This window comes from Methanoculleus sp. (assembly GCF_020696975.1).
In the GTDB taxonomy this organism is placed as follows: Archaea; Halobacteriota; Methanomicrobia; order Methanomicrobiales; family Methanoculleaceae; genus Methanoculleus.
Genome location: NZ_JAJGBK010000007.1, coordinates 1 through 20,756, shown reverse-complemented (window position 1 = coordinate 20,756; position 20,756 = coordinate 1). Strand labels below are relative to the sequence as shown.

The window sequence follows — 20,756 nt, the reverse complement described above, 5'->3', positions numbered from 1 at the left end:
GAATCCGTGTCAGGTCCGTATCAGGTGAGGCCACAGGAGATCAATAGGCCTAGATGAGCAAAATCTCGAATACTGCTAGATACACAGCCCTCAACGGAAATCCGCAGACGCGAATTTTCCTCGGATAAAAAGATTCAATTTCGGGGATAAAACCCAATTTTCAGGCCGCTAAACCCCTCACATCTCCTCTTTCTCCACCACAACATCATACACCGCATGCCACTTCCCCGGCGAGTAGGTCCGGACCTCCCGCTCGACGACCTCGCCCTGCGTGACCTCCCGGATCCGGGGGAGATACTCGCCCTCCTCCTCCTCGAGGGCGTAAAGGTGGATCGTCCCGCCGTCCCGGCAGAGGGCGGCGGCCGCCGGGAGGAACTCCGGCGCGGCGAGGGGGAGGTTCATGACGATCCGGTCGAAGGGTGCGAATCCGAGCCGGGGGAGGCGGGCGGCGTCCGCGAGCATCGGGATGACGTTTCCGGTGCGGTTGAGCGCGATGTTCTCGATCAGGAGGTGGACCGCGGCGGGGTTGAGGTCCGCGGCGACGACGAGGGCGGCCTTCCTGGCGAGGGTGATCGCAAACGGCCCGACGCCGGCGAACATATCAAGCACCCGCTCTCCCTCTCCCATCGCGCGAAGGACCCGCTGCCGCTCGGTCGAGAGCCGGGCGGAGAAGTAGGCGTGGGCGAGGTCCACGTCGAAGGAGAGCCCGTACTCCGTCACCCGGGTCCGGGTGGTGGGGGCCCCGGCGAGGACGGCGAACCGGCGGGTGCGGTACTCACCCTCGACAGCCGTCTCGGGGAAGAGGACCGTCGCAAGCGACGGCCGGGAGGCGAGCAGCCGCTCTGCGCCTGCAGGATCGTTCTCCTGCATGATGGCGATCCCGCCGACGAGCTCGTGGCGGGGGAGAACGACCGGTTCCGGCACCGCCTCGAACTCGCACCGGACGGCCCCGGGGACCTCCTCGGTCACCGGGAGGAGGATGGCGTCTCCTTCCGGGCGCGGCTTATAGCGCCGGTCGAGGAGCCCCTCCTCAAGCAGCCGGCGCCGCGTCTCTTCAGCCTCTCGTCTCGGCACCGCAAGGCACCACTGTTTCCCTCGCACACTGACCACCAGCCATCTTTAGGTATGGGATCTCATACTATTCATGGATGATTACATCGGGAGACTGAAAGACGGCTCCCTCAAACTCTATGCGCTCGAAAAAGAGCTCCCGCCGGAGGAGGCGGTCCGGGTGCGGCGGACGTTCATCGAGGGCGAGACCGGCACCCCGCTCCCGAAGGTCGGGTCGTTTACGATCGGGATCGACCGGGTCGTGAAGCGCAACATCGAGAACATGATCGGGACGGTCCAGGTGCCGCTCGGTGTCGCGGGGCCGCTCCGGGTGAAGGGCGAGTACGCCGACGGGTCCTACTACCTCCCCCTCGCGACGACCGAGGGGGCGCTCGTCGCCTCGGTGAACCGCGGCTGCTCGCTCATCACCCGGGCCGGGGGTGCGGATGTGCGGATCATGCGGGACGGGATGACCCGGGCTCCGGTCTTTGCCGCCCGCGACGTCGGCCACGCCCACGACGTGGCGGCCTGGGTGGAGAGCCACACTGCGGAGATCCGCGAGACTGCCGAGAGCACCACAAAACACGGCAAGTTCCTCGAAGCAGGGACCTACGTTGCGGGCACAAACGTCTTCGTCCGGCTCGAGTTCGACACCAAGGACGCCATGGGCATGAACATGGTGACGATCGCAGGCCAGAAGGTAGGGGAGTTCATCGAGCGGGAGACCGGGGCCCGTCTCGTCGCCAACTCCGGGAACATGTGCACCGACAAGAAACCCGCGGCGATCAATCTGGTCCGTGGCCGGGGGAAGACCGTGGTCGCGGGGGTGCGGCTCACCGATGAGATGGTCGCCGACCTCCTGAAGACCGACGCGGAGACCCTCGCGGAGGTCAACTACCGCAAAAACCTGGTGGGCTCGGCGCGGGCGGCCTCGTTCGGGTTCAACGCCCAGGCGGCAAACGTCGTCGCCGCCACGTTCATCGCCTGCGGGCAGGACCCCGCCCACGTCGTCGAGGGGAGCACCGCCCTCACCACCGTCGACCGGGTGGACGGCGGGGTCTACGTCTCGGTCACCCTTCCGTCACTCCCCGTCGGGACGGTCGGCGGCGGAACGGGGGTCGATACCCAGCAGGAGTGCCTCGCGATGCTCGGGGTCGCCGGGGGCGGGGACCCGCCGGGAGCCCACGCGAAGGCGTTTGCCGAGATCGTCGCCGCCGGGGTCCTCGCCGGCGAACTCTCCCTCCTCGGCGCCCTCGCGGCCCAGCACCTCGCCCGGGCCCACCAGGAGCACGGGCGGGGGTGACGGGACCGGCCCGGGATCCGGGCCCACGATAACATTTAAGGCGCGACATCAACGTAATTACATACTTGAGCATGAACCCGGGAGCCGATATCTATACCCATCTCGTCCAGAAGCGGGACGAGATCCTCGCTCTAGCGAAAAAGAGGGGCGCAAAGAACATCCGGATATTCGGCTCTGTGGCACGAAACGAGGCCCGGGAAGATAGCGACATCGATCTCCTGGTCGATCTCGAGCCCGGCCGGAGCCTCCTTGACCTGGGGGGCCTTGCGATGGATCTATCGCACCTTCTTGGGCGCCCGGTCGATGTCGTGACCGAAGCGGGACTCCGGGAGCGGATCCGATCGAGGGTCTTACGGGAAGCGCGGCCGCTATGAGAGACGATCGCGAACGGCTGCTGGATATTCTCGAATCTATCAGACGGATTGAGCGAGTAGCAGCTCGAGGCCGCGAGTACTTCTACAATAATGAGATGGCACAGGTCTGGATAATCTATCACCTTCAGATCATCGGAGAAGCTGTACGGGGTGTCTCTTCAGAGTTTAGAGCCAAAAACCCGGGTATTCCGTGGTCGGAGATCATCGGGATGAGGAACATCCTCATCCACCATTATTTCGGGATCGACCGCGATGCTGTTTGGAGCGTGGTCGAACACGATCTCCCGAACCTGAAAAATCAGATTCTGTCCAAGATCCAGGGGGAGTGAGCCTGGAGCGATAGCTCCAGCTCCTTTCTACCAAACACTCACGCCCCGCCGTTCCGGTTCCCGTGCCCTGGTTCTACGAACCGTCGAGCCCTAGAACCTGAACCACTTCATCATAACCAGGGCGTCCTCCTCGTTCGCATAGTAGGCGGCGATCTGGAAGACCTCCTGGTAGCCGAGGCGGCGGTAGAACTCCTGCGCCCCGGTGTTCGTCACCCGGACCTCGAGCTGCACCCCGCTCGCGCCGAGGATGGCATACTCCTGCTCCAGGCGGCGGATGAGGTGCTGCCCCACCCCCCGGCGGCGGTACTCCGGGGCGACCGCGAGGTTCATGATATGCCCGTAAAGTTCTTCGCCGGTATCCTCAAGGCCCCCGGCGACGAACCCCGCCAGGTCCCCGCTGTTTCTCGCCACAAAGAACGTCTCGGGGTAGAACGCGAGCGCTTCCCGGATCGTCCTCTCGTCCCAGGGGTCGACGAACGCCGCCCGCTCGATGGCAACTATCTGCGGAATATCTACGGGCTGTGCCCGGTGAATGGTAAACTGAAGCGGCATCATAGTTACCGGCCTCTCCCTTGTGGAGCGCCCTACCTAATATAGTGTCAGGGGACAAAATAGTAGGCACATACGAGTGGCGGTTTCTATGGTCCAGGTATATCGTTTTGCGGCAGTCCGTCCGGAGCGGCAGTACTTCGAGAAGATCCCCTCCGTGCCCTATGATGTGGTGACGGCAGCGGAGGCCCGGGAGTGTATCGAGAAGAATCCCCAGAGTTTCCTGCGGGTCAGCCGGCCCGACGCCGAACTCCCCGACCTTCCCCCGAACGACGACCGCGTCTACCAGCGGGCGCGGGAGGTCTTCCTCGGTATGCTCGAGGACGGCCGGCTCCAGCAGGACCCCGAGCCCGGGATGTATGTCTACCGGGCCGTCCAGGACGGCGAGGAGTTCGTCGGGCTGGTCTGCTGCGTCGGGACAGAGGACTACGAGAACCGGACAATCCGGCGGCACGAGCTCACCCGCTACGACAAGGAGGAGGACCGGACCCGGCACATCGACGTCGTCGGCGCGAACACCGGTCTCGTCTTCCTGCTCTACCGCGATCCCGGCGAGGTCTTCTCCTACGTCCATTCTCTCATGGGGACCGCGGAGCCCGACGGGAGCACCACGACCGGGTCGGGCGTGCTCCATGAGGTCTACCGGGTCACCGACGAAGGGACGCTCTCCCGCCTTGAGGAACTCTTTGCGACCGTCCCCGCGGTCTACATCGCGGACGGGCACCACCGGGCCAAGTCGGCGGTGAACGTGGCCGAGCGCCGCCGGAACGAGGGACGGTTCACCGAGGAGACCGGGAAGTTCATGGTGGTCCTCTTCGCCCACGACCGGGTCCGGATCCACGGCTACAGCCGGCTCGTCACGGACCTCGGGAACTACACCCTCCCGGGCCTCATCGACGCACTCCTCACCGCGGGCTGGGATGTCCGGCCCTACGGGAAGGTCGACGCCTCCGGCTACCAGATCCCGCCGCTTGCAGCCGGCGATGCGCCGATCCACGTCATGCACTTCTATCTCCAGGGGACCTGGTACGAGGTCTCCCGGCCGGTCGCCGACCCCACCGACCTGATCGGGTCGCTCGATGTCTCGGTGCTGCAAAAAGAGGTCCTCGAGGGGATGCTCGGGATCACCGATCCCCGGGGCGACCCCCGGCTTCATTACATGGGCGGGGCAAAACCCCTCAGCGCCCTTGAGAAGCTCGTGGACGCCGGCGAGTACGCCCTCGCGATAGCGATGCAGCCGGTCCGGGTCGAGACGGTGCTCTCGATCGCGGATGCGGACGGGGTGATGCCCCCGAAGTCCACCTGGTTCGAGCCGAAACTCCTCTCGGGGCTGGTCATCCACACGATCGACTGAAATTCAGATCATCATCTTTAACCCTCTTTTTGCCCGATCATCACGTATGATCACGATTGCGCTCCCGAAAGGGAGCCTTGAAGCCCAGACGCTCCAGCTCTTCAAGGAGGCGGACCTCGAGGTCCGGCGGACCGACCGCGACTACAACCCCCGGATCAACGATCCCCGGGTCGGGAAGGTGAAGATCCTCCGGCCGCAGGAGATCCCGCTCTACGTCCAGATGGGCTACTTCGATATCGGGATATCGGGGCTGGACTGGGTGCAGGAGAGCGGCGCCGATGTCGTCGAGGTCGCGAACCTCTCCTACAGCAAGACCGGCGACGGGAACGTCAAGATCGTGGTTGCGGTCCACCGCGACGAGCCTATCGAGAACGTCGCCGCCATCCGTCCGGGCAGCCGGGTGACGACCGAGTATCCCCGGCTCACGGAACGGTTCTTTGCGGACCTCCGAGTCCCGGTCAGGCTCTTTCCCTCCTACGGGGCATCCGAGGCGAAGGTGCCCGACCTGATGGACGTCGTCGTCGACCTCACGGAGACCGGGAGCACGCTCAAGAAGAACGGGTTGAAGATCATTGGCCAGATCATGGAGTCGCACACCGCGCTGCTCGCGAACCGCGACTCCCTCATGGACCCCGAGAAGCGCCGGGAGATCGACGAGATCGTGACCCTCCTCCTCGGGGTGATCGAGGCGCGCCACCAGGTGCTCCTGACGATGAACGTGCCCGCAACGGCGCTCGACCGCGTCATCGAGGTCCTCCCGGCGATGAAGAAGCCCACCGTCGGCAGGCTGCACGGCATCAATTACTTCAGCATCCAGACGGTGGTCCAAAAAGGGCTCGTGAACGGGCTCATCCCGCAGCTCAAGGCCGCGGGGGCCGAGGATATCCTCGAGATCCCGATCGCGAAGATCGTGCGGTGAGGGCCGAGAGCCCCTCACCAGCGGCGGGCGTACTCCCTTGAGCAGGCGTAGCAGACGAACTTCCCGTCCTCGACCCTGACGCGAGACTCGGCGGTCATCTCGCCGCATGCTGCGCACGGGACCGACCGGAAGATCCGGGCCCGCTCGGGGATCTCGACATCGACGTCCCGGATCGTGAAGAGGGTCTCTGCGGGCGTCTCAAGGATGGCGTCGACGACCCGGTGGACCCGCTCGTGGAACGCGGCGTGCTCCTCGTCGGTTGCCCGGCCCTGCATCACCCGGGCCCGGAGCGGCGCGAGATCAGGGTCGAGGGCATCGATATCGAACGAGGGGTTCGCCGCCACCCGGACGGCCTTGCCGGTCTTACGGTTGATGAACGTGAAGGCGTGCTTCCCGTAGTCTCTGAAGAAGAGGTTTCCTTTGCCGGCGGTGCAGCCGGTGAGGACCTGGATGGCGTCGACGCCGCAGGCATCGGTCTCGGTGATGACGACGAGTTCTTCGTCCTCTGACCGGCCGGAGCGGAGGCGTGCGAGGGCGACCTCGGCGGCCCGGTAGCCCGTCGCAAGCCCGGGGCAGACGTGGCCGTGGAAGGCGACGGCCTCGGCGAACCGGTCGTGGTTGTCTCCCGATCTTCCGGGTATGGTATCACACATATGTTTACCTTATGAGGTATTGTTACAAATGTGCAAATAAATATTACGATAGGGTGCCGGGGGCCGCGGGCCGGTCGCCCGTGCCTATAAGGGCCAGAACACTCCGGTCTGCGAACCCGCACCATGAGCGAAATATTTTTGCCGCCGGGTATCTGCACGTTTCCAGTATCCGGCGAAAAGAGCAAATCTTTGAAGACGCCTGAGGGGTGGTTATTTATACACCATCGTGTATAATGACTGCTTTACATGAGAGTCCCGGGGAGCGTTCTGGCCCTTTTTGCCGCTGTCTGTATCTTCTGCACCGTGTGCGGTTGTCTTGGTGAGGCTTCGCCGCCGTCGGGCGGCGGGATCACCCCCATCGATCCGGAACCGCCGCAGGCCGCGACCCTCGCCGGGGCTCTTGGGGAACTCGAGCTCCTCGGGGCCGAGGGCGGCCTCAACATCACCGGCACAACGGTGCACCAGGTGCTCGGGACCGGGGTGGACCTTGACGGCCGGGCCGCATCCTGGGCCCTCGGGCTCCGGGACGGGGAGGAGGTGCGCTGGCTGACCTTCGGCATATCAGGCTGGAAGGAGATCTCGCTCCGGGCTCCCCTGCCCGCGGAGGAGGTGCTCCTCGACGAGGTCCTCTCCCCTGAGGCCCTTCTCGCGGCGGAGAACGGGGTGCTCGCCCCCGTGATGGAGCGCCTCGGTGCGGATACGGTCGACCTCGCACTCGGGGAGGGGACCTACACCGTCACCGTCCGCTCGGACACCGGGATGGAGACCCTCCTGTTCCGGGCGGATACCGGGGAGGTGATCGGATGAGGGCGGACGACGGGGTGATGTCGCTTGACTTCCTCGCCGGGTTCACGATCTTCATGCTCGCCCTGATCATGGTGGTGAGCATGGTCCCGGGGCTCCTCGCCGGGCTCGGGAGCAGCGGCATCGACTACGACGCGGTCGCCTACCGGACGGGGGTGATCCTCGTCGAGGACCCGGGCTGGCCGGTCTACCCGCCCTGGGAGATGAACGCCGACCCGGACGATATCGAGCGGATGGGGCTTGCGGTCTCGAAGGAGACGCCGAACATCCTCCTCTCGACGAAGGTCGACCGATTTTTTGATGCGACGTTTGCACCGGACGATTATCGCAGCAAGGCGATCTTCGGCGACATTCCCTACTCCTACAACTTCTCGCTCAATATCTCGCATCCCTGGGGATACGAGGTGGAGCAGACCGGCGACCCCCTCCCCCCCGGCTACGGCTACATCCGCCGGGTGGTGAAGATCAAGGAGCCGGGAGTGGCGAATATCGATGGCCGTTTCGCGTCGCAGTACGCCATACCCAACCCGGGGGCCCCGGAATGGAACGCCACGGTGAGGAACTTCACCGTCCAGCTCGACTTTGGCGAACTGCTGGACCCGGAGCGGGACCCGGCCTACCGGATCGACCCGAGGACCGAGCCGGTGAGGGTGAATATTGATTTTACCCAATACTGCACCGATTCCTCCGGTGCGACCCTCCAGAACGTGACGTTCTGGAAGAAAGACCCGACGAGGCCGAACGCCCGGTTCACCCGGATCCCGTTCTCGTACGACGAGGAGAACGGGGATCTCTACACCCTGCACACCGACGGATTCCCGCGCAGCCTCGCACCGGGCGCACCGGTCAACTCCAGCATATCCCTGGTGCTGAAACCGGCCGCGACCTCGCAGTTCACCCTGGACCAGAACAGCATCCTGGATATCCGGTTTACGTTCGAGGATGAGACCCCGCACACCAACATCACGGGCATCCACCACTATGATTACAACACAACGAACGTCGCCCTCCCGGCCCTTCAGCCGGCCGTCCTGGAGGTGGCGATATGGTGAACGAGGGGGGGCAGCTCTACACGATGGAGGGGGTCGCGGCCGGGGTCATCATGCTCCTGACCGCGTACATCGTCGTCAGCACGACGAGCATCTACACCACCGGCGATACGCACATCCCGGATATGCAGCTTGAGCAGCTCGGCAGCGACGTCCTCGCGATGATGGATACGCGGGATGCTCACGGGGATGCAAAAAGCGACCTCGTAACGTGCATTTCTACCACGGATAGATCTGGGTTCAGAGCAGCATTTTGCAAGTATTGCAATATGCGGGCAGGCTCCGACGACGACCTCAAGATGAACGCTTACGTGTATTACCGGGACCAGGAGAGTAATACGGTCAAATCGTATGCTCTCGATGAGGAGGACTTCACAACCGGGCGTGAAAACGCTGTCCGGGTTACTCGGTGGGTCCAGGTGTCAGGAAAACCATCGAATCTTTCGGTAGGAGACGTTGACTCCCGTACCCAGGCCGTCCTCGTGGAGGTGCTCTTATGGCGTGCATGAACGAGGACGGGCAGTGGATCGTCCTGATGGGGCTCCTCGTTGCGGTCGGGCTCTTCTTCCTTGCGCTGATCATCAACCAGTCGGCGCTCGTCGGGCAGACGACCGCGGAGGGGGTGCTTGAGTTCCCGAAGAATGACATCCGGGACCTGCGGGCGGCGGTCTTCGACTACGTTGACCGTTTTGGCAATGCTGATAATCTCAGTAGTCGGGCAGTTCGCCAGGATATCACCGCAATCTCCCTCGAACGGAAGAATGCCGTCGTCAGTTTCTCAGCAGGTGCACCGCAGAATGTCTCCGGCCGCCTGCTCCGTCCGGTGACCATCCACTACAACAACGGGGTGACGGAGTATGATGAAACCGTGTATTACTGAACCGATGAACGACGAGGGGGTCACCCGGCTTATGGAGTACATCATCATCACCGGCGTGCTGCTCGTGCTGATGATCGTCATGATGGTCACCATCAACGCCACCATCATGGAAGGGCCGGCGAACAAACTCCGTTACCACGCCTTCGTGGATATCGGGAACGGGGTCAGCACCCGGATCGTCGACCTCTACGTGATTGCGCCCGGCAACGGGACGATCGCCACGAAGTTCGACATCCCCGACGAGGTCGCCGGGAGGGATTACTTCGTGGACGTGGGGATGACGGGGGCAAGCCAGGCGATTGAGGTCTACGGCGGCAGCATCCGGAGCCGGGTCGCGATCGCAGGCATCGGCGCGACGAAGGGTGTCGTCGGCAACACCACCGGCGCGGGGTGGAACATGATCCAGTATGACTCAAAGGGGTTTTAGGAGGAGAGAACCGTGATGATGAATGATAAAGCGGTCTCGGAGGCGATCGGGTTCATCCTGATCCTCGGGATCGTCATCAGCGGCATCGGGCTCGTCACGCTCTACGGCTACCCGGTGCTCGTCAAGGAGCAGAGCAACACCGACGTCAAGAACATGGAGCGGGCGATGATCGTCATCCAGAACGATATGAAGAGCCTCTGCTTCAAGAACGTCCCCTACAAGGAGACGACGCTCCAGGTGAGCGGGGGGACTCTGGCGGTTGTCAACGCCAGCGATTCTGAAGCCTACTTCACGATCGAGACATCAACTCCCGATGGGACATACGATTCCGGGCCACTTAGCATCGGCGGGTTGCGCTACCGCTCCGACCGCGGGACCGAGGTGATCACGCTTGAGAACGGCGCGGTGATGACACGCCAGGAAGGGGCGCCGGGGTCGGCGATGCTCGCCGAGCCGCGGTGGTTCCACGATCGCGACCCGGATACGAATAAGACAACACTCGTCGTCTACATCATGAAGATCACTGCCGACGAGCCGATGGCGAAGTCCGGGATGGGGGCGGTGAGGATGAGCCTTGAGGGCACAACCACGTCCGTTTACACACCTACCGATCCGGTCAGGGTGACGTACGGGCCGGATAGCGATAACGACCTTTCCGTGGCGTGGGAGAACTACCTGACCGGGAGCTCGGTCGGGATGCAGAGGATCGCCGACAACCAATACCAGCAAAACGACGTCGATAAACTCGTCATAAAAGTATATACCATCAAAATCTACGGCATTTAACCCTTTTTTTAACCCAAACCTCACCCCGGCGAGCGGCGCCCCTGCCGCTGGAGGCCGGTTGCGTGATGAGGCGTACTGTAAAAAAGGATATCAGAGGTACCGGTTCTTCCGGAGCCACTCCACCTGGGGTCTCGTGTAGCGGTAGACGATATCGCACTTCTCGTCCTGGAAGTTCCAGGGAACGACGACCAGGACATCGCCTTCCCGGATCCAGACCTTCTTCTTGATCTTTCCCTTGATCCGCCCGGTGCGCGTCACCCCGTCGAAGCAGCGGATCCTGATATGGTTTGCGCCCAGCATCAGTTCGGCGCTTCCGAACATCTCCCGGTTCCTCTTGTTCGGCAGGCGCACGCGGATAACTTCTTCCCCCGCTCCTCCTCCATCGGATTCGGGTTTGCGCTTAGTAGGATCTGTCAGTTCATCAACCCCATGCTCCAGCGTCTTGGTCGTTTGTGTGTCAAATTTATACAACTGCTAGCTTATCAACTATTCTCCCGCGCCGGTTGAGCCCGGTCTCCCCGGGGGGCCGCCCGGCACCAGGGGAAGGGGGCCCCTCACGGAACGACCGGGCGTGCCGGCCGCCACCGGGACGATTATGTATCCGGGGAACCATTTCTCAGGATGGCCATGGCCTGCCCATCCCCGTCACGCGGGGTCTACATCACCTACCTCATCCAGGGGCTCATCCTCCTCGCCGTAGCCTCCAGCATCGTGGCCGGGGAGTACTTCCTCGGGTTCTCGGCGGGCATCGCCTTCCTCCTGACGATGGCGCCCACCCTGATGACCCGTAACCTGCGCCTCTGCCTCCCCTGGGAGGTCAACCTCTTCGTCGCCGTCTCCCTCTACCTCCACGTCATGGGACACGTCGGGGAGTACTACGTCACCCTCGCGCCCTACTACGACAAACTGACCCATCTCGTCTCCTCGGCCACCGTCGCGCTCATCGCCTTCTTCCTCGCGGTCCTTGCCGAGCACCAGGGCGACGTCCGGCTGACCCGGACGGCGATCATCGTCTTCATCCTGGTCTCCACCCTCGCGGCAGGGGCGATCTGGGAGATCTACGAGTTTGCGGCCGACGAGCTCTTCGCCACGGACCTCCAGCACGGGAACGCCGACACGATGATGGACCTTGTCATGGACCTCGTCGGGGCCGTGATCGTGGCAGGCTTCGCCGCCATCACCCTCGCCAAGGAGGAGAGGGATCGGTTTATCCGGTTCTTCGCCGACCCGTCCTCCACGACGGAACCGGCCGATATCGTGGGCGAGCCGGTCGATCTGGCCAGGAGCCGGTGATCCGGCCCGACCCCGGCCGCCGAATCCTATATTATTCATGAGGTTGAATAAAAGGCAGTGACCTTGAAGGCCCCCAGCACACGACACCTGGCACTCTTCCTGCTCATTCTGCTCCCGTCCATGACCGGCTACATGGCATGGGAGGCACGGGCGGTCGATGTGACCGTCCTCACGATCGACGGAGCGCCCGAGGGTGTCGTCTACATCACCGACCCTCACGTCCAGGCATCGAACATCGACCACGTCGCTGGCGTGATCGACGAGGTCAACCGCCTCAACCCCTCGCTCGTCCTGATCGGCGGCGACTTCGTCACCGGCGAGGAGGAGGACTTCGCCGCCCAGGAGGTCTGGCGGTCGCTCGACGCACCGGCCTACGCCGTCCTCGGGAACCACGACTACCGGGTGGGGATCGACGGCACAGGCGGTGTTGAGAGGATGCTTGCCGTCTCGACGTCGGCGAACGTCACCACCGCCGGCTACGACGTCTCGGGCCTGAACGACGGCTCCGCCGACATCGCGTTTGCCGACGGTCTCGCCGCGGCCCTGGAGGAGAACGGGGTCCATGTCCTCAGGAACGACTATGCCAAAATCCCGGTCGGGGACGACGAGATCGTCGTCGTCGGGATCGACGACGGCTGGGCCGGGATGGCCGACCCGCCCGCGGTGCCGGAGACGGACGCCTTCACTCTCTACCTCATCCACGAACCCTCCTGCCGGGCGGACTGGGACGCCGACCTCATCCTCGCCGGCCACACCCACGGCGGCCAGTTCCTCTTCCCGGTCATTGCGCAGTTAAACGATCTCGGCGTCATCGAACTCGCCGGGATGTTTGATGCCGACGGGAAGACACCGACGTATGTCTCCCGCGGGATCTGCAGCGCGAGCCTTGCCGGGGTGGACCTCCGGTTCAACTGCCGGCCCGAGATCGTCCTCATCAACCCGACAGAAGAGCAGCTCCGGGCAATCGGTTGATCAGGGTTCCAGGATCGTCCGCGCCCGCCCGGCGATCAGGAGGACTTCCCGGAGGGGTATCCCCGAATCGCGGGCGATCGTCCCGGCGTCGCCGTAAGCAACCTGTTTTGCCGTGAGGATCCCGGCGGCGGCAAGCCTCGCGGTCTCCGCCCGGCTCACCCCGGCGACGATCGTGACCGGGTAGGCCTGCGTCGCCTCGATCATCGTCCGGAGGTTTCTCTCCGCCGGGTAGTCCCACCCGATATGCTCGATCCCCCGGCAGGTGGCGTAGCGCTTCGCGTGCTCCGAGAGTTTGGTGTTGCAGACGATCAGGGCGCCGTCGATCGAGACGACGCACCGGCCGGACCGGAACCCCTCCTGGAGGTCCTCGACGATCGCCCGGGCGATCCGCCCTTCGTCAAGCCCGGTCATCCGGTGAGGGCTCGCGTGGTGCTTCACCTCGACAAAGATGGTGGCGCCGTCCCGGGTGGCGATGCCGTCCACCTCGTGCTCCCCGCACCGGCCGGCAAGGACGCACCCGGTCTGGACCCGATAGCCGTGTTCCCGGAGGAGGACCCGGACGAACTCCTCGAACTCCGGTTTGGGGCGGAGCAGCGCGAGGGCTCTCCTGAGGTTCGTCCGGTGGGCGACGGCGGGGCGGACGGCCCGGGCCCGGGTCCGGATCATACGGAGCACCGCCGCGGTCGCGATGTTGTCCGGCACCGCCTCCTCGACCTCGCCGGCGATCCGGTCGGCGTCCCCGGGAGTGAGGCCCAGGTTCTCAAGCGTCCGCCGCACCTTTCTCCGGTCGAACCGCTGCCGGGTGCCGTCGGCCTTCGTGACGTGCTTCATCAGGTACGGTAGCTCGGCGCCGGAGGAAAAAAGCGTTCGCTCCAGAATGGCGTTCACCTGGATGCCGCACCCTTATCAGCCCCTGCATCCAACATGGACAGCGAGCAATGGAATCACGACAACCCCCGGTCATCCTGGTCCTCGGCGCAGGAGCGGTCGGCCTCGCCCTCGCCGGGAGGCTTGCCCGCGTCGCAACGGTCTACGCGGCCTGCCGCCCGGTGCACGCGGACGCGATCCGCGAGCGCGGGCTCGTGATGGAGGGGGTCTGGGGGGACGGCACGGTCAGGGAGCTCGTCCCCGTCACGGGGCCGGACGGGGTCCCGCCCGCGGTCGACTTCGTCATCGTCACCGCAAAGGGCACCGATACCCACGCGATCTCCCGGGAGTATGCCGGGGCGATCCGGGGCCGGCCGACGGCAAGCCTCCAGAACGGGATCGGGAACGAGGAGATCCTGGCGGCGTGCACCCCGACCGTCATCGGCGGGACGGTGACGACGAACTTCTCGGTCGTGGGGCCGGGGCACGTCCGGGTCCAGAGCGAGAGCGCCCCGATGCGCCTCGGGATCTGGTCCGGCGACGGCACCGCTCTCGACCGCCTGATCGCGATCGTCCAATCCGCCGGGATCGCGGTCGAGGCCGATCCCGATATCCGGTCGGGCAAGTGGACGAAAGCCCTCCTCAACATCGCGGTGAACCCGATCTGCGCCCTCCTCCGCTCGCCGGTCGGGGTCGCCGCCGATCCGGATATCCGCGAGACCGTCACCGCCCTCATCCGCGAGACATATGCCGTCGCCGCCGCCGAGGGGGTCCGGCTCCCCTGGGCGACCGCCGACGGCTACCTCGACTACCTCTTCCGCGTCCAGGTGCCGGACTTTGCCGCGGTCTACCCCTCGATGTACTACGACCTCCGGCAGGGCCGGCGGACGGAGATCGATCTCCTCAACGGCTACGTCGCCCGCCTCGGGGAGCGCCACGGTATCGCGACGCCCCACAACCAATGCATCGCCGGGCTCGTCCGCTACGCGGAAAGGCACCCCGCAGCCCGGTGAATCACTTCCCGGCCAGTTTCTCCGCGAGCCGCCGGGCCGCCTCCCGCGCCTTCGCCTCGGTCCTCCAGAGCCCGGTCTTGCCGACAACGTTCCCTTCCCGGTCGTAGAGCTGCACATAGTAGCCGCCGTCCTGGCGGGCGAACCGGACCTCGCCGACGATGCCGGGGCCGTACTCATCCATGTCCTGATATTTTCGGCCAGGGAATATGAACGTTGCTGCGTTCTCCAAAAGAAGGGGGGGTGCCCGTTAGATCGCCAGGGATATACCGACGAGGTGGAGCACCACCGTCAGAATGACGCCGAAGATCCCGCCGACGGCGCAGATCAGGACGGTGATCAGGTTGATCGGGATATCCGGCCGGCCGAAGAGGCTCATCAGGTTGAGGAGGTTGATGAGCCAGAGCAGGATCACGCCCACAACGGCGTTGATGATGAGGCCGGTGACGCTTTTGACGACCTTGTAGAGGACGTAGGCGATAGCGATCACCAGGATCAGGGCGAGCAGTCCGGTGAGTAAGCTCATACTGCCCGTTTGACGCACCGCGTATTGAACCTTCCCGCGGGCCGCTCAGACGTAGCCCGGCACCCCAACGATCGGCTGGAGAGAGACTCCGTTCCCGGCCCTGGCGCACCAGAAGAGATGGATCTCCCCGTGAGCGGTAAAATAAAGGTTACCGGGAGGTTATGTCCCGGGCGGCGAGGGCCGCGGTGGAGAAGGCGGCCTGGAGGTTGTAGCCCCCGGTATCCCCGTCGATATCGAGGAGTTCGCCGATACAGTAGAGGCCGGGCACGGTCTTTGACGCCATGGTCTTTGGGTTGATCCCGGAGAGGGCGACGCCGCCCCGGGTCGCCATCGCTTCGTTGAACCCGCCGACCCGGGCCACGGTGAACGGGAACTCCGCTATGGCGGCCGCGACGGCGGTCCGGGCCTGCTTCTTGATCTGGGCGGCGGTCTCTCCCGGCGGAACGCCGGCGAGGTCGAGGAGCCGCCGGACGAACCGTTCGGGGAGAGGGAAGTCGGCGAGGACGGTCTTGACCTGCCGGGCCCCGCCCGCGGCGATCGCGGCGGTGACCCGGTCCCGCGCCGCCTCCGCGGTCGCTTCGGGGAGGAACGTCACCCGGAGGACGTCGCCGGGGCGGACGGCGCGGGAGAGGTCGAGGATTCCCGGCCCCGAGAGCCCGGTATGCGTCAGGAGGAGGTCGCCGATCTGCCGGGCGACCCGTCTTTTGTCCCGGTAGAGGGTGAGGGTGATCCCCTGAAACGATACCCCGGCGAGGTCGGCGAACGGGTAGTCCGCAGGGTAGACGGGGGCAAGCGCCGGGGCGACCTCCGTCGTCGGCTGCCCGAGGGCCCGGGCGAAGGCGTAGCCGTCCCCGGTCGAGCCGGTGGCGGGGTAGGAGGCCCCGCCGGTCGCGATGACCAGGACGTCGGCCCGGACGGTCCCGGTCTCGGCCGTGACCAGGAACCCGGCGGCGTCGCGCTCGACGTCCTGGACGGGGTCATTGCACCGGATTTCCACACCGCGGGCGGCGCATTCGGCAAGAAGGATCGCAAGGACGTCGGCGGACCGCCGGGTCTCCGGGAAGACCTTCCCCCCGGGCTCGGTCTGCATGGCGAGCCCGCGGTCGGCGAAGAAGGCGATAAGGTCGCGGTTGGTGAAGTTCATCAGCGCGGGCCGGAGAAACTTCCCGTGCTCGCCGTAGTGGGAGAGGAAGTTGGCGATCTCCTCGTCGTGGGTGATGTTGCACTGCCCGGACCCGGCGACCAGGAGTTTTCGCCCCGGGGCGGGTTTCTTCTCGTAGACGACCACCTGCCGCCCTTCCCCTGCCGCCCGCAGGGCGCAGAAGAGCCCCGCGGGCCCTCCCCCGATTACCACGATACTGCTGGCCACGGCATAACCCGGGTATACGTGCTCTTCCGGGGAGCATCAGCGTTGGGGTGCGGGCGGCGGCCTATCCCCGGGAGCCGGTACGTGGGCGGTTCGTGAGGTTGTAGAAGAACGAATGGCCCTTCAGGATGCCGCCGGAGGCGCCGATCCTGCATAGCCGGTAGAGCACCCGCCGTGCAATCCCGGGATCGGCCCGCATCCGCTCCAGTGCCTGCATCTCCGCCGTTGCGTCACCGAACCGGTTATACCGGAGCGCAAGGTTGAGCCTCTTCATGCAGTAGCGGCGATCGATCCGGGCAAGGTACCCGGCCTTCTCGTCGTCGGAGAGGAGGTGGAACCCGTTGATGACCTGGCGCTGGATCTCGTGCAGAAGGAGGGTCTTCTTTCTCAGACCGGAGTACTCGTCCCCGTCAATCCGGTGGGAGTGGCTCTCCGGGCGGATGTAATACGTGTATAACGGTTTGTCGATATACCCCGTCCGGTTTTTGTAGGCGCAGGGGAGCAGCAACTGCCAGTTCTGCCCGCCACGGTTCTCCCAGTAGATCCCGCCCGCCGGGATCCGCTCAAAGAACACCCGGGAGCGGACCATGTAGCACCCTCCCGTACAGAAGGTCCTCTCAAAGATCAGGTCCTCAAAGATATCCTCGCTCCCGAGATCGGCCCAGTCGGAGCCGTACTCGACGACAACGTCGGGGTTCTCGGCGCGGACTGCCGCGTAGTCCGAGCGCACCATAGCGTACCCGGGGTGGCTTTGGAGGAACCCGACCCGCTCTGCTATGGACCCCGGCATGAGGGTGTCGTCACAGTCCGGCCAGATGAGGAACTCCCCCGTCACATACGGCAGTCCCGCATTGATCGCGCCTGCGGCTCCCCGGTTGACGTCTAACGGTATATACCGGAAGGCATACCCCCGGCCTTCGACTTTCGGCCTCCAGGCCGAACAGATCGCTTCCGTATCGTCGGTGCTGCAGTCGTTGACGACGATAAGTTCCACCGCGTCGTAGGTCTGCCCGCATACTGCGGCGAAGTACCGGTCCAGGAACGCTTCGCCGTTATAGCACGGGGTGAGGATGCTGACTTTTCCTTCTTCAAACGATCGCATGGCCGCGATCGGCCCTTATACGGCAGAAGTAGTTAATGGTTTACGTCTCAGAGCAGCCATGACGGGACCCTCTGTGAGACGGGGGACGGCAGGATCGAGCGGATGAGGTCCCGCTCCGGCCCGGTCAGGATGACGCGGGCGACGATCGCGATGTAGACGAGGGATATCGCCCCCGCTACGAGCGCGATATCCACCACCGACGCAGGGACCGCAAGAACGGATATCAGCGGGTAGCTGACGGCGACCAGCGCGATGTAGGCGAGGGTGCCGGGGACGGCCGGGCCGTAGAAGACCGCCGGGGAGACCCCCTGGACCCGCGCCGCATACCAGGGGACGAAGACGACGTTGCGGAGCCAGAGGGCAAGAACAAACGCAAACGCGACGCCGTACATACCCAGCCCGGAGGTATGCGGCAGGGCCACTGCAAGGACGAGGTTGAGGAGCCCGGCGGCGATCGTGGCGATTGCGGGGACCCGGACCCGGTTGTAGGCCGCATAACTGAGTATGAGCGGCCGGACGGCCACAATCGTCGTCAACGGTATGAGCAGCGCCCACATCAGCAGCGAGAGATGGGCAAACTCCTCGCCCACCCAGATGGTGAGGAGCTGGGGGGAGAAGAGGGAGATGAGCGCGATGGGAAGGGCCATCACCAGGCCGACGCACTTGACGGATACGACCGAGAGGTCGTGGATTGTGGCAAAGTGGCGCCGGGCGTAGTAGGTGTAGTACATCGGGCTGAGGACCGACGTGATCAGGCCCGTGATCGACCAGAGAAGGTTGAAGAAGATGACGACCATGGCGTACTCCCCGCCTGCCGCGGTCCCGAACTCCCGGTTGACGATGATGAGCGAGAGCTGCAGCAGAAGAAGCGTCCCGATCTGGTCGACGAGGATCCACCGGGCGAGCCCGGTGATCTCATTGAACCGCTCTCGTGAGAAGCAGGAGAGGGATATCGGGATCTTGTTGTAGACGGCCCGCGAGACGAGGACGGTCAGGACGAGCGAGAGGGTCGCGGCGAGGAAGTAGGCGAGCCCGACGTAGTAGACGGAAGGCGTCTCGACGGTGAAGAACGCCACGATGATCCCGATCGATGCCAGGGTGTAGACGAGGGTGATGTAGTTGATGTAGTGGATCTTGTTTAACGCGTACATCACGGCGGAGAAGGGGCTCCGGAGCGCCGTGATGAGGGATGAGAGGAAGACCAGCGCAAAGAGGAGGAATACGCTCTCCCGCTCAAGATCCGCGATATTGAAGAGATCCGGCGTGAACCACGCAATCACCACGGCAACCGGGGCGAGCAGCAGGACGAACGCCATGATCGTGATGAGTGCGGTGTTAAAGATCCGGGTTACGCCGGCGAGATCGGATTGCTGGAGATGGATGGTGAGAAAACGCGATATTGCTGCGTTCAGGGATTCGAGGACGAGCACCACGTAATTCGTGAACGAGGTCGCCAGCGGGATGATGCCGTATGCCGCAAGGCCGAGGGTATCGATGTAGAACGGGACGACCAGCAGGCCGACGAGAATGCTCACTATGAAGAGGACAAAATTCGAGGTGAGGTTGCGCGAGAACTCTTTTTTGAACTCCGGCGGGCCGGATATCTCGGTGGGCACGTGCACCCATACCACCTCGGCGTATATATGGGTTGACGGGATGTCCGGCAGCAAAAGGAATAACATCCCATGCTCGTATATGGGGGCCGGTTATGGGATCCCACGGCGGAACCGGTCTCGACCCCTGCATCGGCTGCGGCCTCTGCGCCGCCCTCTGCCCGGAAGGCGTCCTTGCGATGGAATGGAACCGCTACGGGGAGTACAACCCGGTCGCGGTCTCACCCTGCACCACGGCGTGCGGCCTCTGCGAAAAAGTCTGCCCGTTTGCGGACCCGGGCGAGGACGAGGATACGATCGCCGAGCGGCTGTATGGGGCAGTCCCCGGGATCCGGCACCGTCCCGAGACCGGCTACTACCTCGCTTCCTCTGTCGGCTACGCGGAGGAGCACCGGGCGGCGGGGGCTTCGGGGGGGGTGGCGACCTGGCTTTTGGAGGCGCTCCTCCGCGAAGGGATCGTCGACCGCGCCATCTGCGTCGCCCCCACCGGCGACCCGGAGAAACTCTTCGCCTTCCGGGTCTTTGATACCGCGGAGGCGGTCCGGACCGGGGCCGGGTCGGCCTACTACCCGGTGGAGGTCTCGGGGGTCATCCGGGAGGTCCTCGCGGTCCCGGGGCGCTACGCCGTCACCGGCCTCCCCTGTTTCATCAAGGCGATCCGGCTTGGCCAGCAGCGGAACAAGAAACTCCGGGAGCGGATCGCTGTTACGCTCGGCCTCGTCTGCGGGCAGTTGAAGAGCAGGCGGTTCACGGAGTACGTCGCCGCCCTCGCCGGGGTGCAGGGGGAGGTGACGGGGGTCCGCTACCGGGCGAAGAACCCGGACCGGCCGGCGGGCGATTACCATTACGTCTTCACGACCGCGGACGGCGGGGAAGAGAGGATCTCCTGGACCAGGGGGATCAGCGAGGCCTGGACGAACCGGTGGTTCACGCCCAAGGCCTGCAACTACTGCGACGACATCTTTGCCGAGTGTGCGGACGTCACCTGTATGGATGCCTGGCTCCCGGAGTACTCGGAGGACGGCCGGGGGACGAGCCTCGTGCTGGTCAGGTCGCCCCTGGTCCGGGAGATCCTTGAGCAGGGGATCGCCCTCGACCCGATCCCGGTTCGGGAGGTGGTCCGGAGCCAGGCCGGGGTCGTCGCGGCCAAACGCGAGCATCTCGCGTATCGGCTCTACCTCGACGGGGAGCGGGCGCCGAGGAAGCGGGTGGCGCCGGCACGGCCGAAGAGCCCGTTCCTCCGGGCGGAGGTCGCTGTAAAAGATCGGATGCGGGTCTTGAGCCGCGAGCACCCGGGGACCGGGGCAGACCTCCGGGCGGCGATGCGGCCGGACCTTGAGCACCTCGCGACCGTTCGGCGGGCGGCACGGGTGATCGGGTCTCCTCTACGGGCTCTCCAATCCATCCGGGGTGGTCGGGATGGATGACGGACGACCCTTCTTCATCCTGGCCGGGAACGGGCCCTACGAGAACCGGGGGTGCGAGGCGATCGTCCGGGGGACGACGGTGATCCTCCGGGAGCACTTCACC

25 protein-coding genes are annotated in these 20,756 nt (G+C 64.7%); 15 read left to right on the top strand and 10 right to left on the bottom strand.

Annotated features, from left to right (window positions below; genetic code table 11):
* Positions 1-177 precede the first annotated feature (177 nt).
* On the bottom strand, positions 178-1,101 hold the full coding sequence (locus tag QZ650_RS01765) for a class I SAM-dependent methyltransferase family protein (RefSeq protein WP_292521779.1): 924 nt from the start codon (positions 1,099-1,101) through the stop codon (positions 178-180).
* Between the two features lie 43 nt (positions 1,102-1,144).
* Between QZ650_RS01765 and hmgA the strand changes: the two genes are divergently transcribed.
* The 3 genes from hmgA to QZ650_RS01750 all read left to right on the top strand — a co-directional run bounded on the left by hmgA (position 1,145) and on the right by QZ650_RS01750 (position 3,056).
* Positions 1,145-2,353, top strand: coding sequence for a hydroxymethylglutaryl-CoA reductase (NADPH) (gene hmgA, locus QZ650_RS01760; protein WP_292521781.1), 1,209 nt, complete (start codon positions 1,145-1,147; stop codon positions 2,351-2,353).
* A 71-nt stretch (positions 2,354-2,424) separates the two neighbouring features.
* Positions 2,425-2,727 (top strand): nucleotidyltransferase family protein, encoded by a 303-nt coding sequence (locus tag QZ650_RS01755; RefSeq protein ID WP_292522230.1) that lies wholly within the window; start codon positions 2,425-2,427, stop codon positions 2,725-2,727.
* Positions 2,724-3,056, top strand: a complete 333-nt coding sequence (locus QZ650_RS01750; RefSeq protein WP_292521783.1) for a DUF86 domain-containing protein — start codon at positions 2,724-2,726, stop codon at positions 3,054-3,056. The genes QZ650_RS01755 and QZ650_RS01750 overlap by 4 nt, the downstream gene beginning before the upstream one ends.
* Before the next feature lie 90 nt (positions 3,057-3,146).
* Here QZ650_RS01750 and rimI read toward each other — a convergent pair whose 3' ends face one another.
* Positions 3,147-3,611, bottom strand: coding sequence for a ribosomal protein S18-alanine N-acetyltransferase (gene rimI / locus QZ650_RS01745; RefSeq protein WP_366829950.1), 465 nt, complete (start codon positions 3,609-3,611; stop codon positions 3,147-3,149).
* A gap of 85 nt (positions 3,612-3,696) precedes the next feature.
* Between rimI and QZ650_RS01740 the strand changes: the two genes are divergently transcribed.
* Both QZ650_RS01740 and hisG read left to right on the top strand, forming a co-directional pair.
* Positions 3,697-4,959, top strand: a complete 1,263-nt coding sequence (locus tag QZ650_RS01740) for a DUF1015 family protein (protein WP_292521786.1) — start codon at positions 3,697-3,699, stop codon at positions 4,957-4,959.
* A gap of 46 nt (positions 4,960-5,005) precedes the next feature.
* Complete coding sequence (hisG, locus tag QZ650_RS01735; RefSeq protein ID WP_292521788.1) at positions 5,006-5,878, top strand: ATP phosphoribosyltransferase; 873 nt, start codon at positions 5,006-5,008, stop codon at positions 5,876-5,878.
* 14 nt (positions 5,879-5,892) lie between these two features.
* Here the strand turns inward: hisG and QZ650_RS01730 are convergent, their stop codons facing one another.
* Positions 5,893-6,531 carry an FmdE family protein gene (locus tag QZ650_RS01730; protein ID WP_292521790.1) on the bottom strand — a complete coding sequence of 213 codons (639 nt, stop codon included), beginning with the start codon at positions 6,529-6,531 and terminating at the stop codon, positions 5,893-5,895.
* Between the two features lie 246 nt (positions 6,532-6,777).
* Here QZ650_RS01730 and QZ650_RS01725 point away from each other — a divergent pair, with 246 nt between their 5' ends.
* The 6 genes from QZ650_RS01725 to QZ650_RS01700 are packed head-to-tail and all read left to right on the top strand — an operon-like array spanning position 6,778 to position 10,477.
* Positions 6,778-7,338: a hypothetical protein gene (locus QZ650_RS01725; protein WP_292521792.1), complete on the top strand. Its 561-nt coding sequence runs from the start codon at positions 6,778-6,780 to the stop codon at positions 7,336-7,338.
* Positions 7,335-8,387 (top strand): hypothetical protein, encoded by a 1,053-nt coding sequence (locus tag QZ650_RS01720; RefSeq protein ID WP_292521795.1) that lies wholly within the window; start codon positions 7,335-7,337, stop codon positions 8,385-8,387. Before QZ650_RS01725 ends, QZ650_RS01720 begins: the two co-directional genes overlap by 4 nt.
* The gene (locus tag QZ650_RS01715) at positions 8,381-8,893 is read left to right on the top strand and encodes a hypothetical protein (RefSeq protein WP_292521797.1); all 513 of its coding nucleotides are present in this window, start codon (positions 8,381-8,383) and stop codon (positions 8,891-8,893) included. The genes QZ650_RS01720 and QZ650_RS01715 overlap by 7 nt, the downstream gene beginning before the upstream one ends.
* The gene (locus QZ650_RS01710) at positions 8,881-9,264 is read left to right on the top strand and encodes a hypothetical protein (protein WP_292521799.1); all 384 of its coding nucleotides are present in this window, start codon (positions 8,881-8,883) and stop codon (positions 9,262-9,264) included. The genes QZ650_RS01715 and QZ650_RS01710 overlap by 13 nt, the downstream gene beginning before the upstream one ends.
* On the top strand, positions 9,242-9,691 hold the full coding sequence (locus QZ650_RS01705; RefSeq protein WP_292521802.1) for a hypothetical protein: 450 nt from the start codon (positions 9,242-9,244) through the stop codon (positions 9,689-9,691). The genes QZ650_RS01710 and QZ650_RS01705 overlap by 23 nt, the downstream gene beginning before the upstream one ends.
* Before the next feature lie 15 nt (positions 9,692-9,706).
* Positions 9,707-10,477, top strand: coding sequence for a hypothetical protein (locus tag QZ650_RS01700; RefSeq protein WP_292521805.1), 771 nt, complete (start codon positions 9,707-9,709; stop codon positions 10,475-10,477).
* 90 nt (positions 10,478-10,567) lie between these two features.
* Here QZ650_RS01700 and eif1A read toward each other — a convergent pair whose 3' ends face one another.
* Positions 10,568-10,894, bottom strand: coding sequence for a translation initiation factor eIF-1A (eif1A, locus tag QZ650_RS01695; RefSeq protein WP_292522234.1), 327 nt, complete (start codon positions 10,892-10,894; stop codon positions 10,568-10,570).
* Between the two features lie 210 nt (positions 10,895-11,104).
* Here eif1A and QZ650_RS01690 point away from each other — a divergent pair, with 210 nt between their 5' ends.
* Both QZ650_RS01690 and QZ650_RS01685 read left to right on the top strand, forming a co-directional pair.
* Positions 11,105-11,770, top strand: coding sequence for a hypothetical protein (locus tag QZ650_RS01690; protein ID WP_292521808.1), 666 nt, complete (start codon positions 11,105-11,107; stop codon positions 11,768-11,770).
* A gap of 57 nt (positions 11,771-11,827) precedes the next feature.
* Positions 11,828-12,742 carry a metallophosphoesterase gene (locus QZ650_RS01685; protein WP_292521811.1) on the top strand — a complete coding sequence of 305 codons (915 nt, stop codon included), beginning with the start codon at positions 11,828-11,830 and terminating at the stop codon, positions 12,740-12,742.
* Here QZ650_RS01685 and QZ650_RS01680 read toward each other — a convergent pair whose 3' ends face one another.
* On the bottom strand, positions 12,743-13,573 hold the full coding sequence (locus QZ650_RS01680; RefSeq protein ID WP_292521815.1) for a restriction endonuclease: 831 nt from the start codon (positions 13,571-13,573) through the stop codon (positions 12,743-12,745).
* Between the two features lie 107 nt (positions 13,574-13,680).
* Here QZ650_RS01680 and QZ650_RS01675 point away from each other — a divergent pair, with 107 nt between their 5' ends.
* On the top strand, positions 13,681-14,622 hold the full coding sequence (locus QZ650_RS01675; RefSeq protein ID WP_292521817.1) for a 2-dehydropantoate 2-reductase: 942 nt from the start codon (positions 13,681-13,683) through the stop codon (positions 14,620-14,622).
* A gap of 1 nt (position 14,623) precedes the next feature.
* On the opposite strand, the gene QZ650_RS01670 is transcribed toward QZ650_RS01675, so the two are convergent.
* From QZ650_RS01670 to QZ650_RS01650, 5 genes are all read right to left on the bottom strand, one after another.
* Entirely contained in the window at positions 14,624-14,803 is a 180-nt protein-coding gene (locus QZ650_RS01670; protein WP_292521820.1) for a hypothetical protein, read from the bottom strand.
* 66 nt (positions 14,804-14,869) lie between these two features.
* Entirely contained in the window at positions 14,870-15,145 is a 276-nt protein-coding gene (locus tag QZ650_RS01665) for a pro-sigmaK processing inhibitor BofA family protein (protein WP_292521822.1), read from the bottom strand.
* 148 nt (positions 15,146-15,293) lie between these two features.
* A complete protein-coding gene (locus QZ650_RS01660; RefSeq protein ID WP_292521825.1) occupies positions 15,294-16,499 on the bottom strand; it encodes an NAD(P)/FAD-dependent oxidoreductase in 1,206 nt (401 codons plus the stop codon).
* 76 nt (positions 16,500-16,575) lie between these two features.
* Positions 16,576-17,613 carry a glycosyltransferase family 2 protein gene (locus QZ650_RS01655; RefSeq protein ID WP_292521828.1) on the bottom strand — a complete coding sequence of 346 codons (1,038 nt, stop codon included), beginning with the start codon at positions 17,611-17,613 and terminating at the stop codon, positions 16,576-16,578.
* Positions 17,614-17,660: 47 nt separating this feature from the next.
* Positions 17,661-19,229 carry a polysaccharide biosynthesis protein gene (locus tag QZ650_RS01650; protein ID WP_292521833.1) on the bottom strand — a complete coding sequence of 523 codons (1,569 nt, stop codon included), beginning with the start codon at positions 19,227-19,229 and terminating at the stop codon, positions 17,661-17,663.
* A 92-nt stretch (positions 19,230-19,321) separates the two neighbouring features.
* Here QZ650_RS01650 and QZ650_RS01645 point away from each other — a divergent pair, with 92 nt between their 5' ends.
* Positions 19,322-20,653 (top strand): Coenzyme F420 hydrogenase/dehydrogenase, beta subunit C-terminal domain, encoded by a 1,332-nt coding sequence (locus QZ650_RS01645; protein ID WP_292521836.1) that lies wholly within the window; start codon positions 19,322-19,324, stop codon positions 20,651-20,653.
* Positions 20,654-20,756: the final 103 nt, after the last annotated feature.

Excerpts from the sequence above, each read along its gene's own strand:
- QZ650_RS01730 (WP_292521790.1), bottom strand. The coding sequence starts at position 6,531 with ATGTGTGATACCATACCCGGAAGATCGGGAGACAACCACGACCGGTTC.
- QZ650_RS01750 (WP_292521783.1), top strand. The coding sequence starts at position 2,724 with ATGAGAGACGATCGCGAACGGCTGCTGGATATTCTCGAATCTATCAGA.
- QZ650_RS01720 (WP_292521795.1), top strand. The coding sequence starts at position 7,335 with ATGAGGGCGGACGACGGGGTGATGTCGCTTGACTTCCTCGCCGGGTTC.
- hisG (WP_292521788.1), top strand. The coding sequence starts at position 5,006 with ATGATCACGATTGCGCTCCCGAAAGGGAGCCTTGAAGCCCAGACGCTC.
- QZ650_RS01665 (WP_292521822.1), bottom strand. The coding sequence starts at position 15,145 with ATGAGCTTACTCACCGGACTGCTCGCCCTGATCCTGGTGATCGCTATC.
- QZ650_RS01655 (WP_292521828.1), bottom strand. The coding sequence starts at position 17,613 with ATGCGATCGTTTGAAGAAGGAAAAGTCAGCATCCTCACCCCGTGCTAT.
- rimI (WP_366829950.1), bottom strand. The coding sequence starts at position 3,611 with ATGATGCCGCTTCAGTTTACCATTCACCGGGCACAGCCCGTAGATATT.
- QZ650_RS01680 (WP_292521815.1), bottom strand. The coding sequence starts at position 13,573 with ATGAAGCACGTCACGAAGGCCGACGGCACCCGGCAGCGGTTCGACCGG.
- QZ650_RS01700 (WP_292521805.1), top strand. The coding sequence starts at position 9,707 with ATGATGAATGATAAAGCGGTCTCGGAGGCGATCGGGTTCATCCTGATC.
- QZ650_RS01705 (WP_292521802.1), top strand. The coding sequence starts at position 9,242 with ATGATGAAACCGTGTATTACTGAACCGATGAACGACGAGGGGGTCACC.
- hmgA (WP_292521781.1), top strand. The coding sequence starts at position 1,145 with ATGGATGATTACATCGGGAGACTGAAAGACGGCTCCCTCAAACTCTAT.
- QZ650_RS01710 (WP_292521799.1), top strand. The coding sequence starts at position 8,881 with ATGGCGTGCATGAACGAGGACGGGCAGTGGATCGTCCTGATGGGGCTC.
- QZ650_RS01675 (WP_292521817.1), top strand. The coding sequence starts at position 13,681 with ATGGAATCACGACAACCCCCGGTCATCCTGGTCCTCGGCGCAGGAGCG.
- QZ650_RS01740 (WP_292521786.1), top strand. The coding sequence starts at position 3,697 with ATGGTCCAGGTATATCGTTTTGCGGCAGTCCGTCCGGAGCGGCAGTAC.
- QZ650_RS01645 (WP_292521836.1), top strand. The coding sequence starts at position 19,322 with ATGGGATCCCACGGCGGAACCGGTCTCGACCCCTGCATCGGCTGCGGC.
- QZ650_RS01670 (WP_292521820.1), bottom strand. The coding sequence starts at position 14,803 with ATGGATGAGTACGGCCCCGGCATCGTCGGCGAGGTCCGGTTCGCCCGC.
- QZ650_RS01690 (WP_292521808.1), top strand. The coding sequence starts at position 11,105 with ATGGCCTGCCCATCCCCGTCACGCGGGGTCTACATCACCTACCTCATC.
- QZ650_RS01725 (WP_292521792.1), top strand. The coding sequence starts at position 6,778 with ATGAGAGTCCCGGGGAGCGTTCTGGCCCTTTTTGCCGCTGTCTGTATC.
- QZ650_RS01715 (WP_292521797.1), top strand. The coding sequence starts at position 8,381 with ATGGTGAACGAGGGGGGGCAGCTCTACACGATGGAGGGGGTCGCGGCC.
- QZ650_RS01755 (WP_292522230.1), top strand. The coding sequence starts at position 2,425 with ATGAACCCGGGAGCCGATATCTATACCCATCTCGTCCAGAAGCGGGAC.